13 protein-coding genes are annotated in these 15,574 nt (G+C 74.2%); 6 read left to right on the top strand and 7 right to left on the bottom strand.

What is annotated here, in order from left to right:
- The first annotated feature begins 19 nt into the window (after positions 1 to 19).
- Together OMK64_RS12570 and OMK64_RS12565 are read left to right on the top strand one after the other, a co-directional pair.
- A complete protein-coding gene (locus OMK64_RS12570; protein ID WP_272728717.1) occupies positions 20 to 445 on the top strand; it encodes a hypothetical protein in 426 nt (141 codons plus the stop codon).
- Positions 446 to 530: 85 nt separating this feature from the next.
- Complete coding sequence (locus OMK64_RS12565; protein WP_272728716.1) at positions 531 to 1,211, top strand: DUF6766 family protein; 681 nt, start codon at positions 531 to 533, stop codon at positions 1,209 to 1,211.
- 12 nt (positions 1,212 to 1,223) lie between these two features.
- Here the strand turns inward: OMK64_RS12565 and OMK64_RS12560 are convergent, their stop codons facing one another.
- The 4 genes from OMK64_RS12560 to OMK64_RS12545 form a co-directional block, all read right to left on the bottom strand.
- Positions 1,224 to 2,936 carry an alpha-amylase family protein gene (locus tag OMK64_RS12560; protein WP_272728715.1) on the bottom strand — a complete coding sequence of 571 codons (1,713 nt, stop codon included), beginning with the start codon at positions 2,934 to 2,936 and terminating at the stop codon, positions 1,224 to 1,226.
- The gene (locus OMK64_RS12555; protein ID WP_272728714.1) at positions 2,933 to 3,964 is read right to left on the bottom strand and encodes a TIGR03885 family FMN-dependent LLM class oxidoreductase; all 1,032 of its coding nucleotides are present in this window, start codon (positions 3,962 to 3,964) and stop codon (positions 2,933 to 2,935) included. Before OMK64_RS12555 ends, OMK64_RS12560 begins: the two co-directional genes overlap by 4 nt.
- Positions 3,965 to 4,070: 106 nt before the next feature.
- A complete protein-coding gene (locus tag OMK64_RS12550) occupies positions 4,071 to 4,361 on the bottom strand; it encodes a hypothetical protein (protein ID WP_272728713.1) in 291 nt (96 codons plus the stop codon).
- Positions 4,362 to 4,464: 103 nt separating this feature from the next.
- Positions 4,465 to 5,859, bottom strand: a complete 1,395-nt coding sequence (locus tag OMK64_RS12545) for a hypothetical protein (protein WP_272728712.1) — start codon at positions 5,857 to 5,859, stop codon at positions 4,465 to 4,467.
- Between the two features lie 155 nt (positions 5,860 to 6,014).
- Here OMK64_RS12545 and OMK64_RS12540 point away from each other — a divergent pair, with 155 nt between their 5' ends.
- Positions 6,015 to 7,232, top strand: coding sequence for an AI-2E family transporter (locus OMK64_RS12540; RefSeq protein WP_272728711.1), 1,218 nt, complete (start codon positions 6,015 to 6,017; stop codon positions 7,230 to 7,232).
- Between the two features lie 11 nt (positions 7,233 to 7,243).
- Here the strand turns inward: OMK64_RS12540 and OMK64_RS12535 are convergent, their stop codons facing one another.
- The gene (locus tag OMK64_RS12535) at positions 7,244 to 10,276 is read right to left on the bottom strand and encodes a bifunctional [glutamine synthetase] adenylyltransferase/[glutamine synthetase]-adenylyl-L-tyrosine phosphorylase (RefSeq protein ID WP_272728710.1); all 3,033 of its coding nucleotides are present in this window, start codon (positions 10,274 to 10,276) and stop codon (positions 7,244 to 7,246) included.
- 64 nt (positions 10,277 to 10,340) lie between these two features.
- Positions 10,341 to 11,678 (bottom strand): glutamine synthetase family protein, encoded by a 1,338-nt coding sequence (locus OMK64_RS12530; protein ID WP_272728709.1) that lies wholly within the window; start codon positions 11,676 to 11,678, stop codon positions 10,341 to 10,343.
- 93 nt (positions 11,679 to 11,771) lie between these two features.
- On the opposite strand from OMK64_RS12530, the gene OMK64_RS12525 reads away from it, so the two are divergent.
- The 3 genes from OMK64_RS12525 (at position 11,772) to OMK64_RS12515 (ending at position 15,284) form a co-directional block, all read left to right on the top strand.
- The gene (locus tag OMK64_RS12525) at positions 11,772 to 13,439 is read left to right on the top strand and encodes an NAD+ synthase (RefSeq protein ID WP_272728708.1); all 1,668 of its coding nucleotides are present in this window, start codon (positions 11,772 to 11,774) and stop codon (positions 13,437 to 13,439) included.
- 53 nt (positions 13,440 to 13,492) lie between these two features.
- Positions 13,493 to 14,305: a 3-methyl-2-oxobutanoate hydroxymethyltransferase gene (gene panB / locus OMK64_RS12520; protein ID WP_272728707.1), complete on the top strand. Its 813-nt coding sequence runs from the start codon at positions 13,493 to 13,495 to the stop codon at positions 14,303 to 14,305.
- 616 nt (positions 14,306 to 14,921) lie between these two features.
- On the top strand, positions 14,922 to 15,284 hold the full coding sequence (locus OMK64_RS12515) for an endonuclease/exonuclease/phosphatase family protein (RefSeq protein WP_272728706.1): 363 nt from the start codon (positions 14,922 to 14,924) through the stop codon (positions 15,282 to 15,284).
- A gap of 46 nt (positions 15,285 to 15,330) precedes the next feature.
- On the opposite strand, the gene OMK64_RS12510 is transcribed toward OMK64_RS12515, so the two are convergent.
- Positions 15,331 to 15,504 carry an SPOR domain-containing protein gene (locus OMK64_RS12510; RefSeq protein WP_272728705.1) on the bottom strand — a complete coding sequence of 58 codons (174 nt, stop codon included), beginning with the start codon at positions 15,502 to 15,504 and terminating at the stop codon, positions 15,331 to 15,333.
- Between the last annotated feature and the right edge of the window lie 70 nt (positions 15,505 to 15,574).

Genomic DNA, 15,574 nt, shown 5'->3' with positions numbered 1-15,574 from the left:
CGGAGGCGAGCATCTGTCCATGCTCACCAGACGTGGTCCCGCGAGTGCGCTGCTCGCGCTCGTGGTCGTCGCCGCGGCGGCGTGCTCCTCGCCCGCACAGGTGCGGGACGAGGTCGCCGACGCCGCGAGCGAGTTCTACGCGGCGATCGAGGCGGGTGACGGCGAGGCCGCCTGCGCCCTGCTCGCCCCCGCGGTCGTCGACGCCGTCGAGGACGAGGAGGGCGAGGCCTGCGCCGACGCGCTGACGTCGGGCGACCTCGGGTCCGAGCTCGCGTCGCGCGCGTCGGACGGCGAGGTCACGGTGCGCCGCGCGGGCGGTCAGGCGCAGGCGCGCACGCCGGACGACACGGTGTTCCTCGCGGCGTCCGGCGACGGGTGGGTGGTGACCGCCGCGGCCTGCGACCCGCAGCCGCCGCGTCCCTACGACTGCGCGCTGGAGGCGTGATGGCCCGCCGCGTGGTGTTCGTCGTGACCCTGGCGGGGATCTACGCCGGGCTCGCCTATTGCATCGTGCTCGCGATGGTGAACCGATGAGCGCGCGACGCACGCTGCGGGACAGCTCGCTGAGCCTCTTCTTCGCGCTGATCTTCGTCGCGGCGGTCGTCGGGCAGGCGCTGAGCGGCGTGGCGCTCTACAACGAGGAGCAGCGCGCCGACGGGCTCGACGCGGTCACGTTCGGGCGGTACCTCACGTCGTCGCAGTTCGCCGTCGACATCACCGAGAACTGGCAGTCGGAGTTCCTGCAGTTCCTGCTCTACATCCTGGCGACGGTCTGGCTCGTGCAGCGCGGGTCGCCGGAGTCGAAGAAGCCCGAGGAGGTCGGCCGGGAGAGCGACGAGGAGCAGCGCGTCGCCGCGCACGCGCGCGCGGACTCCCCGGCGTGGGCGCGCGTGCGCGGCTGGCGCCTGTCGGTCTACTCGCACTCGCTCGGGCTCGTGATGGGCTCGATCTTCCTGCTGAGCTGGTACGCGCAGTCGCTCGCGGGCAGCGTCGCGTACTCCGAGGAGCAGCTGCGCGACCACCTCGACCCCGTCACGTGGTCCGAGTACCTCACGCTGCCCGACTTCTGGAACCGGACGATGCAGAACTGGCAGTCCGAGTTCCTCGCGGTGCTCTCCATGGTCGTGCTGTCGATCTACCTGCGCGAGCGTGGGTCGCCCGAGTCGAAACCCGTCGGCGCGTCGCACGAGGCGACCGGCGTCGAGGGCTGACCGCCGCCACCCTCACAGCAGGCGGCGGCTGTCCTCCCGCACCACGCGCAGCCACCGGTACCCGTACGCGTCGAGCGGCACGGTGACCCGGCCGCGCTCGTCGCACGTCCACTCCTGGGCGTGCAGCAGGTCGACGAGCCGCACGCCCGCGCCCCCGTCGTCGTCCGCGACGCAGTCGGGCAGGTCGAGCGGGACCTCGACGGCCTCGTCGCCCAGGTTGTGCAGCGCGACGGTCGAGCCGTCCTGCCACGTGCTGCGGTGCGCGAGGACGGCGGCGTGCGGCGGGTCGAGGATCTCGACGTCGGTCGCCCAGCCGAGCTCGGGGCTCTCGCGGTAGCGGCGCACGAGCGTCTGGACGAACGTGAGCAGCGAGTCGGGGTCGCGCCGCTGGTCGGCGACGTTGACGTGCTCGGGCCCGTACCCGCCCTCGACGACCGGCCCGCTGAGCCGCGACGCGCGCGCGCGCGAGAATCCGCCGTTGCGCTCGGACGTCCACTGCATCGGCGTGCGGACCGCCATCCGGCCCTCGGCGGCCAGGTTCTCCCCCATGCCGATCTCCTCGCCGTAGAACAGCACGGGCGTCCCGGGCAGCGAGAACAGCAGCGAGTAGACCATCCGCACACGCCGGGGGTCGCCGTCGAGCATCGTGGGCAGCCGGCGGCGCAGGCCGCGGCCGTACAGCTGCATGTCGGGGTCGGGGCCGAACGCCTCGAACACCTCGGCGCGCTCGTCGTCGGAGAGCTTGTCGAGGGTCAGCTCGTCGTGGTTGCGCACGAACGTCGCCCACTGGGCGTCGCGCGGGATCGGCGGTCGCGAGGCCAGCGTGGTCGCGACCGGTCCGGCGTCGCGGCGCGCGAGCGCGAGGTAGAGCTGCTGCATGAGGACGAAGTCGAACTGGAGCGTGAGCTCGTCACCGTCGGCGAGCCCGTCGCCGTCGTCGTCGCCGAAGAAGTGCCGCTGCTCCTCGTACGGCAGGTTGACCTCACCCATGAGGATCGCGTCGCCCGTGCGGCGCGTGAGGAACGCGCGCAGCGACTTGAGGAAGTCGTGCGGGCGCTCGATGTCGTCACCCTTGCCCTTGGCGGCGTCGGCCAGGAAGAACGGCACGGCGTCGACGCGGAACCCCGACAGGCCGACCTCGGCCCAGTACCCCACGACCTTCGCGATCGCGTCACGGACCCGCGGGTTCGCGGTGTTGAGGTCCGGCTGGTGGCGGTAGAAGCGGTGCCGGTAGTACTCACCCGTCTTCTCGTCGAGCGTCCAGATGCCCGTCTCCTGGTCCGGGAAGACGACCTGGTCGGACGTGTCCGGCGGCTTCGTCGCGCTCCACACGTAGAAGTCGCGGAACGGCGAGTCGACGCTGCTGCGCGCCGAGCGGAACCACGGGTGCCGGTCGCTCGTGTGGTTGACGACGAGGTCGGCGATGACGCGGATGCCGCGGTCGCGCGCCGTGCGGATGAGCTCGATCAGGTCGCCGGCGTCACCCAGCCGCGGGTCGACGCCGAAGAAGTCGACGATGTCGTAGCCGTCGTCGCGATCGGCCGTCGGGTAGAAGGGCATGAGCCACAGGCACGTCACGCCGAGGTCGGCGAGGTGGTCGATGCGCTGCACGAGGCCCGGCAGGTCGCCCACGCCGTCGTCGTTCCAGTCCATGTACGTCTCGACGTCGAGGCAGTACACGACCGCGTTCTTCCACCACAGGTCGCCGGTGTCGCGGATCCTCATGCGGTCACCTCACGCAGCTGCGGGACGAGGTGCTCGCCCGCCATGTCGAGGAAGGCGCGCAGGTTGTACGCCGCCGGGGTGCTCGTGGGCTCGGCGGCGGGGTGCTTGTCGCGGCGGGCGGTCTCGTCGGTCGCGACCTGGTGCAGGTAGACGGCGTCGAAGCCGATCCCCACGAGCGCAGTGATGCGGTCCCGCAGGCGCGCGTGGTCGTGCTCGACGAGCACCGAGCGCCGGACCAGGTCGTCGGTGAGGTTCGGGACGAGCGCGTCGAACGACTCCGGGGTGTCGAGGTCCCATGCGACGGGCGGCCCGACGACGTTGGCGGTCCACTGCTCGCGCGCGAGCGCGAACGCGGCGCCCTCGTCGGGCGCCCACGCGACGTGCACCTGGAGCGCGACCGTGCCACGGCCGCCCGCGGAGCGGTAGGCGTCGACGACCTCGCGCAGCACCGCCGGGTCCTGGTTGACGGTGACGAGACCGTCGGCCCAGTCCGCGTGCCGGGCGGCGGTCGTGGGCGTGACGGCGGGGCCGATCAGCAGCGGGCGCTCCGCGGGGAGCGTCCACAGGCGGGCGCGGTCGACGCGGACGAGGCCGTCGTGCGAGACCTCCTCGCCGTCGAGCAGCGCGCGGATCACGTCCACGCACTCGCGCAGCCGCGCGTCGCGCTCGGCCTTCGAGGGCCAGCGGTCGCCCGTGATGTGCTCGTTGACGTTCTCGCCCGAGCCCAGCGCGACCCAGAAGCGGCCCGGGAACATCGCCCCGAGCGTCGCCACCGCCTGCGCGATCACGGCCGGGTGGTACCGCTGGCCGGGCGCGTTGACGACGCCGAACGGGAGGTCGGTCGTCGCGAGGGCTGCGCCAAGCCACGTCCACGCATAGCCGGAGTGGCCCTGCGTGGCGCTCCAGGGCGCCCAGTGGTCGGAGCACATGCCCGCGTCGAAGCCGACGTCCTGGGCGTGCCGGGCGGCCTCGAGCAGCGCGCGCGGGTGGATCTGCTCGTGCGAGTGGTGGAAGCCGACGACGGTCATGGTGACCGTTCCTACCGGCTCGGACGCCCTCCCGCGCGGCGAGCGGCCGTGGGCGCGCGCCACGCCGGGCGACACGCGCCCTGCGGCGTGCCGGCGGCGGACGGCGTCAGCGGGAGCCGGCTCCGGCGGACGTGACGACCGTCGTAGGCACGACGTCGTTCTCGCGGACAGGCCGGTTGACGGCGGCCGACGGGAGCGGGGCGAGCGTCACGAGGGTCGTGGTCGGTGCCGGTGCGGCCGCGGCCCCGCGACGGCGCCACGGCAGGCCGCGGCGCGACGTGTGGATGCGGCGCTCGGCGGTGAGGTCGCCGTGGGTCGCGGCCTGGAGCGCGACGAGACCGGCGGTGGGGTGGCCCGTGAGGCCGGCGCCGACGGCGGCGAGGAAGGTGAGGTTCATGGCGGGGCCCTTCGCAGATGGGAACGCTCCCAGCCTACGGACAGCGCTTGCCGGATTCATGGGACGAAAGGCTCGGCAGCGGACGAGCCGGACGTCGCGCTCGTCACACGCCGGTCGCCGGCGCCTCCTCCGGGGGCCGGGGACGGGCCAGGATCGTCGTCAGCGCGAGCAGGACCACGGCCACGATCCCGACGCCCACGACGTACCCCGGGGTCAGGGGCATGCCGAGCGCGATCGCGAGCGCCGCGCCCGACGCGATGACGACGCGCACGAACGTGCGCTGCTCGTCCAGCCACACCCCGACCGGGCCCGTGGTCACGCCACGGCGCTCCCCCGCGCCGCGGAGCCACGCGACGGACCGCGTCCACGACGACCGCAGGCCGACCGCCGCTGCGCTGCGGCCCGACGCGAACGCCACGACCGCCACGAGGAGGCCGAGGGCGAGCCCCGACCGCAGCGCGACCCGCAGCAGCGACACCACCTGGTCGTAGACCACGACGGCGGCGTCGGGACGTTGCACCTCGGGCGGCAGGGCGTTCGCGTACACGGAGCGCCCGACCGTCAGCGCGACGCCCAGGATCAGCATCGCCCCTGCGAGCGTCAGGCCCGCGACGACGAGCGCCCGCGACTTGTCCCGGGCGAGCAGCACGCCACCGGCGAGCAGCAGCACGACGATCCACGGCAGCCACGTGCCGAGCACGTCGAGCCACCCGTACGCGTCCTGCAGGCGCACCAGGTCGGCGCTCTGCACGAGCGGGAAGCTCGCGTTGATCGTCGGGAGCCGGTCGACGATCGTGAAGCCGCGCTCGGACAGCGCCGACTTCACGGCCTCGATCACCGTCGTGAGGTCGACCGTGAGCGTGCCCTCCGCGTTGATCGACGCGATCGCGTCGGGGTCGCCCCGCATCACGGCGACCAGCTGCTCGTGCGCGGTCCGGTTCGCCTCCGTCCAGGCGGCGTCGAACGCGTCCGACGTGACGAGCCGCTCGACGGCCTGGTGCACGAAGTTCGTCGCCGCGTTCACCAGCGGCCCCTGCAGCGAGTCGACCGCGGTCGCCAGCCGCGGCGGGAGCCCGAGCTCGGACACCGCCGCCGTCGCGTCGGCGGCGAGGCGGTCGAGATCGATCGCGTCGACGATCGCACCCGTGACCCGGTTCGTCACGGCCTGCTGGATCTGCGGCTCGTCGACGAGCGGCCCGACGGTCGCGAGATAGCGGTCGGTGTCGGTGACGAGCCCGCGGGCCCATGACGCCACGACCGCAACAGGGGCGAGCAGCGCGGCGACGACCACCAGCACCACCGCCGCGGTGACACGGCCGGGCCTGCGCTGCCGTGGCGCGGCCGAGGGAGGGACGGGCGCGTCCGGCGGGTACGACGGCGGGGCGGCCCGGAGGCGCGCGTTCTCCTCCTCGAGGGCGGCGAGCCGCGCGCGCAACGCCGTGAGCTCGTCGGTGACGTTGCCGTCCGCGACCTCGCGCGGCACATCCTGACCGGCCATCGCCCCTCCTCGACATGCCCGATTCGTCCCGCTGGTCCCGAGCATGGCAGCGTCGCAGGTCAGCGCGCGACCCCTGGCGCGGTACGGTGCCCCCCGAGCGCTCCCGCGCGACCGTCGGCCGCACGTCCCGTGCACGTCGTCCCCGGAGGGACCCGATGCCCAGACCGCCCGTCCCCGCTCACGACACCGCCGCTCGCGACCCGCGCCAGCCGCCCGCGTGGCTCCCCCGCGCGCTGCTCATGGCGGCGGTCGCCGTGTTCCTCGGCCTGTTCACGTGGCGCGCGCTCTCGCTGCTGGGGTCCGTCATCACGATCGTCGTGATCTCGTGGTTCGTGTCCCTGGCGATGGAGCCGCTCATCCGCTGGCTCGTCGCGCACCGCGTCCGGCGCACGCGCGCCACCGGCATCGTCATGGTGGGCGGGATCCTCGTCATCCTCGTGATCGCCGCACTGTTCGGCGGGTTGTTCGTCGCACAGGTCGTCGAGCTCGTCGAGTCGCTGCCGGCCTACTACGAGCAGCTCAAGGAGTGGCTCGGCACGTCCTTCGGCGTCGAGCTGCCCGAGTCCGACGAGGTGATCGCCAACGTCGGCCACAACTGGCAGTCGTTCGCGCCCGGCCTCATCGGGGTCGGCGCGTCGATCGTCGGCGGTCTGTTCACGCTCACGTCGATCCTGCTCGTCGTCTACTACATGGCGAGCGCCGGCCCGAAGTTCCGCGCCGCCGTCCTGCGGTTGTTCGCGCCGAAACGCCAGCGCGAGGTGCTGCGGCTGTGGGAGGTCTCTCAGGAGAAGGTCGCCGACTTCATCAACTCGCGGATCGTCCTGGCTGCGCTCTGCACGGTGTTCACGTGGATCTTCCTGGCGATCCTCGGCATCCCGTACTCGCTGCCGCTCGCCGCGTTCACCGGCGTCGTCTCGCAGTTCGTCCCGACCGTCGGCACCTACATCGGCGGTGCGCTGCCCGTGGCCGTCGCGCTCGCGGTCGACCCCATCAAGGGCGTCGCCGTGCTCGCGTTCATCATCGCCTACCAGCAGGTCGAGAACCTGATCTTCTCCCCCAAGGTGTCCGCGCGGTCGCTCGAGCTCAACCCCGCGGTGTCGTTCCTCGCCGTCATCGCGTTCGGCGCGGTGTTCGGCCCCATCGGCGCGTTCCTCGCGCTGCCCGTCGCCGCGACCATCCAGGCGGTGTCGTCGACCTACATCCGCCGGCACGAGCTCGTCGACGCCGCGATCCTCGAGGAGGACGCGCAGGCGCTGCGCGCGCGGGGCTGGCACGACGTCGACGAGGAGTCACCCGCGTCGGTCACGCCGAAGGTCGCGCCGCCCGACGCCGGGGCTACCGACGCCGACGGGACCGCGGCGCGCCAGCCGTAGACGCGCCCGCGTCAGCCGTAGAAGACCCGCTCGACGACGGCCCGCGCCCGTCGGGCCGTCCGGAGGTAGTCCTCCTCGAGGTCCGCTCCCCCGCCTGCCGGGTACCCGGCGACGCGTGCGACCCCGCCGAGCGCCTGCCGGTCGTGCGGCAGGACGTCCGCGTGCGCACCTTCGGCACGGCCGGTCCACAGCACGTTCGCGTCCCGCAGGCGCGACGCGAGCTCCCACGCCTCGACCAGCACGCGCGTGTCGTCCTCCGCGATCAGGCCGGCGTCGCGCGCCGCAGCCAGTGCGTCGAGCGTCGACGTGGTGCGCAGGCCGGGCACCTCGTGGGCGTGCTGGAGCTGCAGGAGCTGCGCGGTCCACTCGACGTCGGCGATGCCGCCGCGCCCGAGCTTGAGGTGCCGGGCCGGGTCGACGCCGCGTGGGAGGCGCTCGGCCTCGACGCGGGCCTTGATCCGCCGGACCTCGCGCACCGTCGCGGCGTCCAGGCCGCCCGCGGGGTAGCGCAGCGGCGCGACGAGCGCGACGAACCGCTCCCCCAGCTCGGTGTCGCCCGCGACGGGCCGTGCGCGCAGCAGCGCCTGGCTCTCCCACGGCGACGACCAGCGGCTGTAGTACTCCGCGTAGGCGTCGAACGACCGGACGAGCGGGCCGTTGCGGCCCTCGGGGCGCAGGTCAGCGTCGACCGCGAGCGTCGGCTCGGGCCCCACCGAGCCGAGCAGCGACCGGAGCTGCGTCGCCACGGACAGCGCGAACTCCTGCGCGACGGCCGGGTCGGCGCCGGGCAGCGGGTCGTGCACGAACAGCACGTCCGCGTCCGACGAGTACCCCATCTCGCCGCCGCCGAGCCGGCCCATCGCCACCACGAGCATCCGGGTCGGGTTCTCGTCGACCCCGAGCGCGACGCGGGCCTCCCACTCGGCGACGCGCAGCGTCCCCGACAGCACCATGTCCGCCGCGCGGGTCAGGCTCTGCGACGCACGCACGCTCGTGACGACGTCGAGCACGTCGGCGGCCGCGGTGCGCGCGAGCTCCCGGCGCCGCAGCCCGCGCAGCGCGAGGACCGCGGGCACCGGCTCGTCCGCGCGCGTCAGCACCGCGTCCGCCTCGGCCGCGAGCCGCTCGGCCGTGCGCGGCTCGAGCTCGGCGTCGTCGGCCAGCCACGTCACCGACTCCGGGGACCGGGACAGGGCGTCCGCGACGTAGCGGGACGTCGACAGGACGTGCGCGAGGCGCTGCGCCACCGTGCCCGAGTCGCGCAGGAGCTTGAGGTACCAGTGCGTCGTGCCCAGGTCGTCGGAGAGCCGGCGGAACGCGAGCAGGCCGCCGTCCGGGTCGGCGCCGTCCGCGAACCAGCCGAGCATGACGGGCAGCAGCTGACGCTGGATCGACGCGCGCCGCGACACGCCCTCGGTGAGCGCCGCGATGTGGCGCAGCGCGCCGGCCGGGTCGCGGTAGCCGATCGCCGCGAGCCGCGCGCGGGCCGCGTCGGGGGCGAGGCTCGCCTCCTCGGTCGACAGCTGCGCCGTCGCGGGCAGCAGCGGGCGGTAGAACAGCTCCTCGTGCAGGTGCCGCACGTCGCGCCGCACCGAGCGCCACCGCTCGAGCAGACCCTGCGCACCCTCCGCCCGCAGCCCGACGGACCGCGCGAGCCGCTGCAGGTCGGCGTCGGCCGTCGGCAGCAGGTGGGTCCGGCTCAACCGGTGCATCTGGATGCGGTGCTCGACGAGCCGCAGCCACCGATAGCAGACCGCGAGGCGCGCGGCGTGCTCGCGACCGACGTACCCGCCCGCCGCGAGCGCCGCGAGCGCCGTGAGCGTGCTGGGGCTGCGGATCGAGTCGTCGGCGCGCCCGTGCACGAGCTGCAAGAGCTGGACGGTGAACTCGACGTCGCGCAGACCCCCGACGCCGAGCTTGAGCTGCCGGTCCGCCTCCGCGGCGGGCACGTGCTGCTCGACGCGACGGCGCATGGCCTGCGCGTCCTCGACGAAGTTCTCGCGCTGCACGGCGGCCCAGACGAAGGGCTGCACCATCGCCGCGTACTCGCGGCCGAGCTCGGGATCACCCGCGAGCGGACGCGCCTTGAGCAGCGCCTGGAACTCCCACGTCTTGGCCCACCGCTCGTAGTACGCACGGTGGCTCGCGACCGTCCGGACGAGCGGCCCGTCCTTGCCCTCGGGACGCAGCGCGGCGTCGACCGGCCAGAGCGCGGGCTCGCCCGAGGCCGTCGAGCACACGCGCGCGAGACCGGCGGCCAGTCGGGCGCCGGCCGCGAGCGCGTCGGCCTCGTCGACGCCGTCGACGGGCTCGGCCACGTAGATGACGTCGACGTCGCTCACGTAGTTGAGCTCTCGCCCGCCCGTCTTGCCCATGCCGATCACGGCGAGCCGGACGCCCGCGCCGTGGTCGTCGAGCTCGGCGCGCGCCACCGCGAGCGCGCCCTCGAGCGCCGCCGCCGCGAGGTCCGCGAGCGCCGCCGCGACGCCCGGCAGCCGGGACAGCGGGTCGGTGGCGGTGACGTCGGCGGCGGCGATCCGCAGCAGCCGGGTCCGGTAGGCGCGCCGCAGCGCGTCGGTCCCGCCGGGTACGCGCGCGACCGGGACGGCCGCGTCGGGGTCGGCGCCGACCGCGCGCAGCAGCTCGGCGCGCACCGCTCCGACGGGCACGCCCAGCGCGGGCTCCTCGTCGACGAGCACGCGCAGGTTCTCGGGGTGCGCGACGAGCGTGTCGCCCAGCGCCACGGACGCGCCCGCGACCCCGAGCAGGCGGTCGCGCGCGGGGCCGTCGTCGAGCACGACGTCGCGCAGCAGACCGCCGAGCTCCGCGTCACCGCGGACGGCACCCGCGAGCTTGGCGAGCGTGAGCAGGGCCTGGTCCGGGTCGGCGAGCTCGCGCAGCTCCCCCGCCAGGACGTCGGCCGCGCCCGGCACGACCTCCTGCAGCGCGGCGTCGTCGAGGAGCCGCTGCGCACGCGCGACGTCGGAGACGCCCGCCCGCGTGAGCCGCCCCGCGAGGCTGCCGCCCCGGCCGTCGACCGTCACGACCGCCCCCGTCCGCCCGTACGCGTCGTCGCGCGACCCGTCGTGCGCACCGTCACGTGCCCGGTCACAGGACCGGCAGGAACCGCCGCAGCTCGTACGGCGTCACCTGGGCGCGGTACTCCTCCCACTCCTGACGCTTGTTGCGCAGGAAGTAGTCGAAGACGTGCTCGCCGAGCGTCTCGGCGACGAGCTCCGACTTCTCCATCACGGCGATCGCCGCGTCGAGCGACTGCGGCAGCGGGTCGATGCCGAGCGCACGACGCTCGGCGTCGGTGAGCTCCCACACGTCGTCCTCGGCGCCCTCCGGCAGCTCGTACCCCTCCTCGATGCCCTTGAGGCCGGCGGCGAGGATGACCGCGAACGCCAGGTAGGGGTTGGTCGCGGAGTCGACCGAGCGGTACTCGATGCGGCTCGAGTTCCCCTTGCCGGGCTTGTAGAGCGGCACGCGCACGAGCGCGGAGCGGTTGTTGTGGCCCCAGCACACGTAGCTCGGCGCCTCGGCACCACCCCACAGGCGCTTGTACGAGTTGACGAACTGGTTCGTCACCGCGGTGATCTCGGCGGCGTGCGTGAGCAGGCCCGCGATGAACGAGCGCGCCGTCTTCGACAGCTCGAGGTGGCCGCCCGGCTCGTGGAACGCGTTGCGGTCGCCCTCGAACAGCGACAGGTGCGTGTGCATGCCCGAGCCGGGCTGGTCCGCGAGCGGCTTCGGCATGAAGGACGCGAACACGCCCTGCTCGAGCGCGACCTCCTTGACGACCGTGCGGAACGTCATGATGTTGTCCGCCGTCGTCAGCGCGTCGGCGTAGCGCAGGTCGATCTCGTTCTGGCCCGGTCCGGCCTCGTGGTGCGAGAACTCGACCGAGATGCCCATGGACTCGAGCATCGTGATCGCGGCGCGGCGGAAGTCGTGCGCGGTGCCGCGCGGCACGTGGTCGAAGTAGCCGCCCTGGTCGACCGGCACCAGCGTCTGGCTCGGGTCCGCGGGGGCCTCGAACAGGTAGAACTCGACCTCGGGGTGCGTGTAGAAGGTGAACCCCTGGTCGCTCGCGCGGGACAGCGCGCGCTTGAGCACGTGGCGCGAGTCCGCGAGCGACGGGGCCCCGTCAGGCGTCAGCAGGTCGCAGAACATGCGGGCGGTGCCGTGCCGCTCGCCGCGCCAGGGCAGCACCTGGAAGGTCGACGGGTCGGGGCGGGCGATCATGTCCGCCTCGTAGACGCGCGTGAGGCCCTCGATCGCGCTGCCGTCGAAGCCGATCCCCTCGGAGAACGCGTTCTCGAGCTCGGCCGGCGCGACCGCGACGGACTTGAGGATCCCGAGCACGTCGGTGAACCAGAGGCGGATGAAGCGGATGTCCCGCTCCTCGACCGTGCGGAGCACGAACTCCTGCTGCCTGTCCATGGCGTACATCCTGCCCGATGCGAGGGCCGTCCGGCCGCCATCCCCACGCCGACGTGGCGGGCGGTCGTCGTGGCGGTGACTAGGCTCGACGCCATGACGAGGCCGCGTATCGCCCTGGCCCAGATCGACACCTGCGTCGGCGACGTCGACGGCAACGCCGCCGCGGTCGTGACGTGGGCGCGCAAGGCCGCCGAGGCCGGTGCGGACCTCGTCGTCTTCCCCGAGATGACGCTCACGGGCTACCCGATCGAGGACCTGGCGCTGCGGGCGTCGTTCCGCCGCGGTGCCGAGGCCGCGCTCGAGCGGACGGCCGCCGACCTCGTCGACGCCGGGCTGGGCGACCTCACGGTGCTCGTCGGGACCGTCGGCGAGCACGGCGCCGGTGACACCTCCGCACCGGACGACCGCGGGCTGCCCACCAACCAGGCGGTGCTGCTGCGGCACGGCAAGGTGCAGACCCGCTACGACAAGCACCACCTGCCGAACTACGGCGTCTTCGACGAGTTCCGCATCTTCGCGCCCGGCGACGAGACGTGCGTGATCGACGTCGCGGACGCGCGCGTGGGCGTCGTCATCTGCGAGGACATCTGGCAGGACGGCGGGCCCGTCGCGCAGATGGACGAGAACGACGTCGACCTGCTGGTCGTCCTCAACGGCTCGCCGTACGAGGAGGGCAAGGGGCACGTCCGCGTGGACCTGGCCGCCCGGCGCGCCCGTGAGGTCGACGCGCCCGTCGCGTACGTCAACCTCGTCGGCGGCCAGGACGACCTCGTGTTCGACGGCGGGTCGTTCGTCGTCGGCATCGACGGGACCGTGCTCGCGAGCGCGCCGCAGTTCGTCGAGCACCTGCTCGTGTGGGACCTCCCCGAGCGCGGTGCCGCGCCGGAGCCGGGCCCGCTCGCCGCGCCGCTCGACGCCGACGAGGAGGTCTACCGGGCGATCGTCACGGGCCTCGCCGGCTACGTGCGCAAGAACGGGTTCCGGTCGGTCGTCCTCGGCGTGTCGGGGGGCATCGACTCCGCGCTCACCGCCGCGATCGCGGCGGACGCGATCGGCGGCGAGCACGTCGTCGGCGTGTCCATGCCGTCGTCCTTCTCCTCGGAGCACAGCAAGGACGACGCGGCCGACCTCGCGCGTCGGATCGGCGCCGACTACCGCGTGCAGCCGATCGCGTCGGTCGTCGACGCGTTCCAGGAGCACCTCGCGCTCGTGGGCGTCGCCGAGGAGAACCTGCAGGCGCGCGTGCGCGGCGTGCTGCTCATGGCGATCTCCAACCGCGAGGGGCACCTCGTCATCGCGCCCGGCAACAAGTCCGAGCTCGCGACGGGCTACGCGACGATCTACGACGCGGGCAGCATCGGCGGGTTCGCGCCGCTCAAGGACGTCGACAAGTCCCGCGTCTGGGCGCTCGCCCGCTGGCGCAACGCGTACGCCGCGGCGCGCGGCGAGACCCCGCCGATCCCCGAGTCGTCGATCACCAAGCCCCCGTCGGCGGAGCTGCGGCCCGGCCAGACCGACCAGGACTCGCTGCCGCCCTACGACCTGCTCGACGAGGTGCTCGACGCGTACGTCGAGCACGCCGAAGGACGCGCCGAGCTGCTCGCCCGCGGGTTCGACCCGGCCGTCGTCGACAAGGTCGTCACGCTCGTCGACCGCGCCGAGTGGAAGCGCCGGCAGTACCCCCTCGGCCCCAAGGTGACCGCGCTCGCGTTCGGGCGCGACCGCCGCCTGCCCGTGACGTCCCGGTGGCGCGAGCCCTGACCGCCCACCCCGCCCCCGCGCTCGACGCGACCCGACCGGAACCAGGAGCACCCATGACCCAGAACGTGAAGCGCGTGCGCGTGCACCACCTGCGCCAGGCCAAGGAGCGCGGCGAGCGGCTGTCCATGCTCACCGCCTACGACGCGGTGACCGCGCGGATCTTCGACGAGGCCGGCGTCGACATGCTGCTCGTCGGCGACTCCATCGGGAACACCATGCACGGGCACGCGACGACGCTTCCCGTGACGGTCGACGACCTGATCCCGCCCGCGCGGGCCGTCGCGCGGGCCGCGCAGCGCGCGTTCGTCGTCGTCGACTTCCCATTCGGCTCGTACGAGGCCGGACCCGAGCAGGCGCTCGCGACCGGCGTGCGGCTCATGAAGGAGACCGGCGTCGACGCGGTCAAGCTCGAGGGCGGCAAGCGCGTCGCGCGGCAGATCCGCGCGCTCACCGACGCGGGCATCCCCGTCGTCGGGCACCTCGGCTACACGCCGCAGTCCGAGAACCTGTTCGGCGGCCCGCGCGTGCAGGGCCGCGGCGACGTGGCGGCCGAGCGGCTGTCGGAGGACGCGCTCGCGATCACGGAGGCGGGCGCGGTCGCGATCGTGCTCGAGATGGTCCCGGCGCCCCTCGCGGCCCGCATCACCGAGATCGTCGCCGTCCCGACGATCGGCATCGGCGCCGGGTCGCAGTGCGACGGCCAGGTGCTCGTGTGGGTCGACATGGCCGGCATGACGGACTGGTCGCCGCGCTTCGCCAAGCGCTTCGGCGAGGTCGGCGCCGCGCTCAAGGCCGCCGCGGCGTCGTACATCGACGAGGTCCGCGGCGGCACGTTCCCCGACGCGGCGCACCAGTTCGACGCGTGACGCCCGCGCGCGTCGCGGGCTGGACGCTCGCCGCGGTCGCGGCGGTCGTGCTCGTCGTCCTCCTGGTCCCCGTCGGCGGCGGGCTGTTCGGCGTCGCGCAGCTGGTCTCGTTCCGCGCCGTCCTCGGGATCGGGGCGCTCGCGGTCGCCCTGCCCCTCGCAGCCGTGCCGTGGACACGTCGGCGCCTGCTTCCGCTCGTCGTGGTGCTCGCCGTCGGCGGCGCCGGCCAGGCCGGCGTGCTCGCGTGGCGCTCGGTCCCGCTGCCCGGGACCGGCACGTCAGCGGAGGGCCCGGCCACCGCCGCCGGCAGCGAGGTCGTCGTCCTGTCGTTCAACACGCTCGACGTCGTGCCCGCAGCGGTCCTGGCCGACCTCGTGCACGCCCAGGACGCGGATGTCGTCGTGCTCCCGGAGACGTCCGCGGCCACGGCGCACGCCGTCGCCGCGGGGCTCGCCGACCGCGGCCGGCCGATGCAGGTGCTCACCGCCCCCGGCGACGTGCGCACGATCGCCGGGACGGCGCTCCTCGTCTTCCCGACGTCGGCCGCTACGCCGACGCCGACGCGCTCCCCACCCGGCTCGGCTCGCTCCGCGCCGAGGCCGTCGGCGACGGGCCCGTGCTCGTCGCCGCCCATCCCATGGCGCCGATCCAGCGGTCGGCGATGCCGACGTGGCGCCAGGAGACCGCCCTCGTCGCGCAGGAGTGCGCCGCGACACCGGGCGCGATCGTCGCGGGCGACCTCAACGCGACGCTCGACCACCCCGGGCTGCGAGCGCTCGGGCCGTGCGTCGACGCGGCGCGCGCCGTTGGTGCGGGTGCGCGGGGCACCTGGCCGGCCGGGGTGCCGACGCTGCTCGCCGCGCCGATCGACCACGTGCTCGTCGACGGACGCCGCTGGCGCGTCGCGTCGTTCGACGTCCTGCCCGAGACGGGCGGCAGCGACCACCGCCCGGTCGTCGCGCGGCTCGTCCCGCGGTGAGCCCGACCGCGGCGCGCCTCGCCCGGCGGGTTCCGGGCCGCAGCCGTCAGCGGCTGCGGCGGTCCTCCTCGTCCCAGCTCTCGGTCCGCTGCCGCGCCCGCTCGAGCGCGTGCTCGGCCTCCTCGCGCGTCGCGTAGGGGCCCATGAGCTTGCTCCAGTCGCTCTGGCGGCCCTCCTCCACGGCGTGGGTCTCGGTGTTGTACCAGTACTGCGTCGCCATCGTCCGCTCCCTCCGCGTCACCGCTCACGGCTCGTCCCGGCCGGGCCGCCCCGGCGTGCTGTCCGTAGAC

The organism is Cellulomonas fimi (assembly GCF_028527925.1).
Lineage (GTDB): Bacteria > Actinomycetota > Actinomycetes > Actinomycetales > Cellulomonadaceae > Cellulomonas > Cellulomonas fimi_C.
Note: the sequence above shows the minus strand (reverse complement) of the source record. Positions and strands in the feature narration are given on the sequence as shown.

What these genes read in the sequence shown, in the direction of transcription:
- OMK64_RS12555 (WP_272728714.1), bottom strand. Translation starts at nt 3,964, where the DNA reads ATGACCGTCGTCGGCTTCCACCACTCGCACGAGCAGATCCACCCGCGC.
- panB (WP_272728707.1), top strand. Translation starts at nt 13,493, where the DNA reads ATGACCCAGAACGTGAAGCGCGTGCGCGTGCACCACCTGCGCCAGGCC.
- OMK64_RS12545 (WP_272728712.1), bottom strand. Translation starts at nt 5,859, where the DNA reads ATGGCCGGTCAGGATGTGCCGCGCGAGGTCGCGGACGGCAACGTCACC.
- OMK64_RS12530 (WP_272728709.1), bottom strand. Translation starts at nt 11,678, where the DNA reads ATGGACAGGCAGCAGGAGTTCGTGCTCCGCACGGTCGAGGAGCGGGAC.
- OMK64_RS12510 (WP_272728705.1), bottom strand. Translation starts at nt 15,504, where the DNA reads ATGGCGACGCAGTACTGGTACAACACCGAGACCCACGCCGTGGAGGAG.
- OMK64_RS12560 (WP_272728715.1), bottom strand. Translation starts at nt 2,936, where the DNA reads ATGAGGATCCGCGACACCGGCGACCTGTGGTGGAAGAACGCGGTCGTG.
- OMK64_RS12540 (WP_272728711.1), top strand. Translation starts at nt 6,015, where the DNA reads ATGCCCAGACCGCCCGTCCCCGCTCACGACACCGCCGCTCGCGACCCG.
- OMK64_RS12525 (WP_272728708.1), top strand. Translation starts at nt 11,772, where the DNA reads ATGACGAGGCCGCGTATCGCCCTGGCCCAGATCGACACCTGCGTCGGC.
- OMK64_RS12550 (WP_272728713.1), bottom strand. Translation starts at nt 4,361, where the DNA reads ATGAACCTCACCTTCCTCGCCGCCGTCGGCGCCGGCCTCACGGGCCAC.
- OMK64_RS12570 (WP_272728717.1), top strand. Translation starts at nt 20, where the DNA reads ATGCTCACCAGACGTGGTCCCGCGAGTGCGCTGCTCGCGCTCGTGGTC.
- OMK64_RS12565 (WP_272728716.1), top strand. Translation starts at nt 531, where the DNA reads ATGAGCGCGCGACGCACGCTGCGGGACAGCTCGCTGAGCCTCTTCTTC.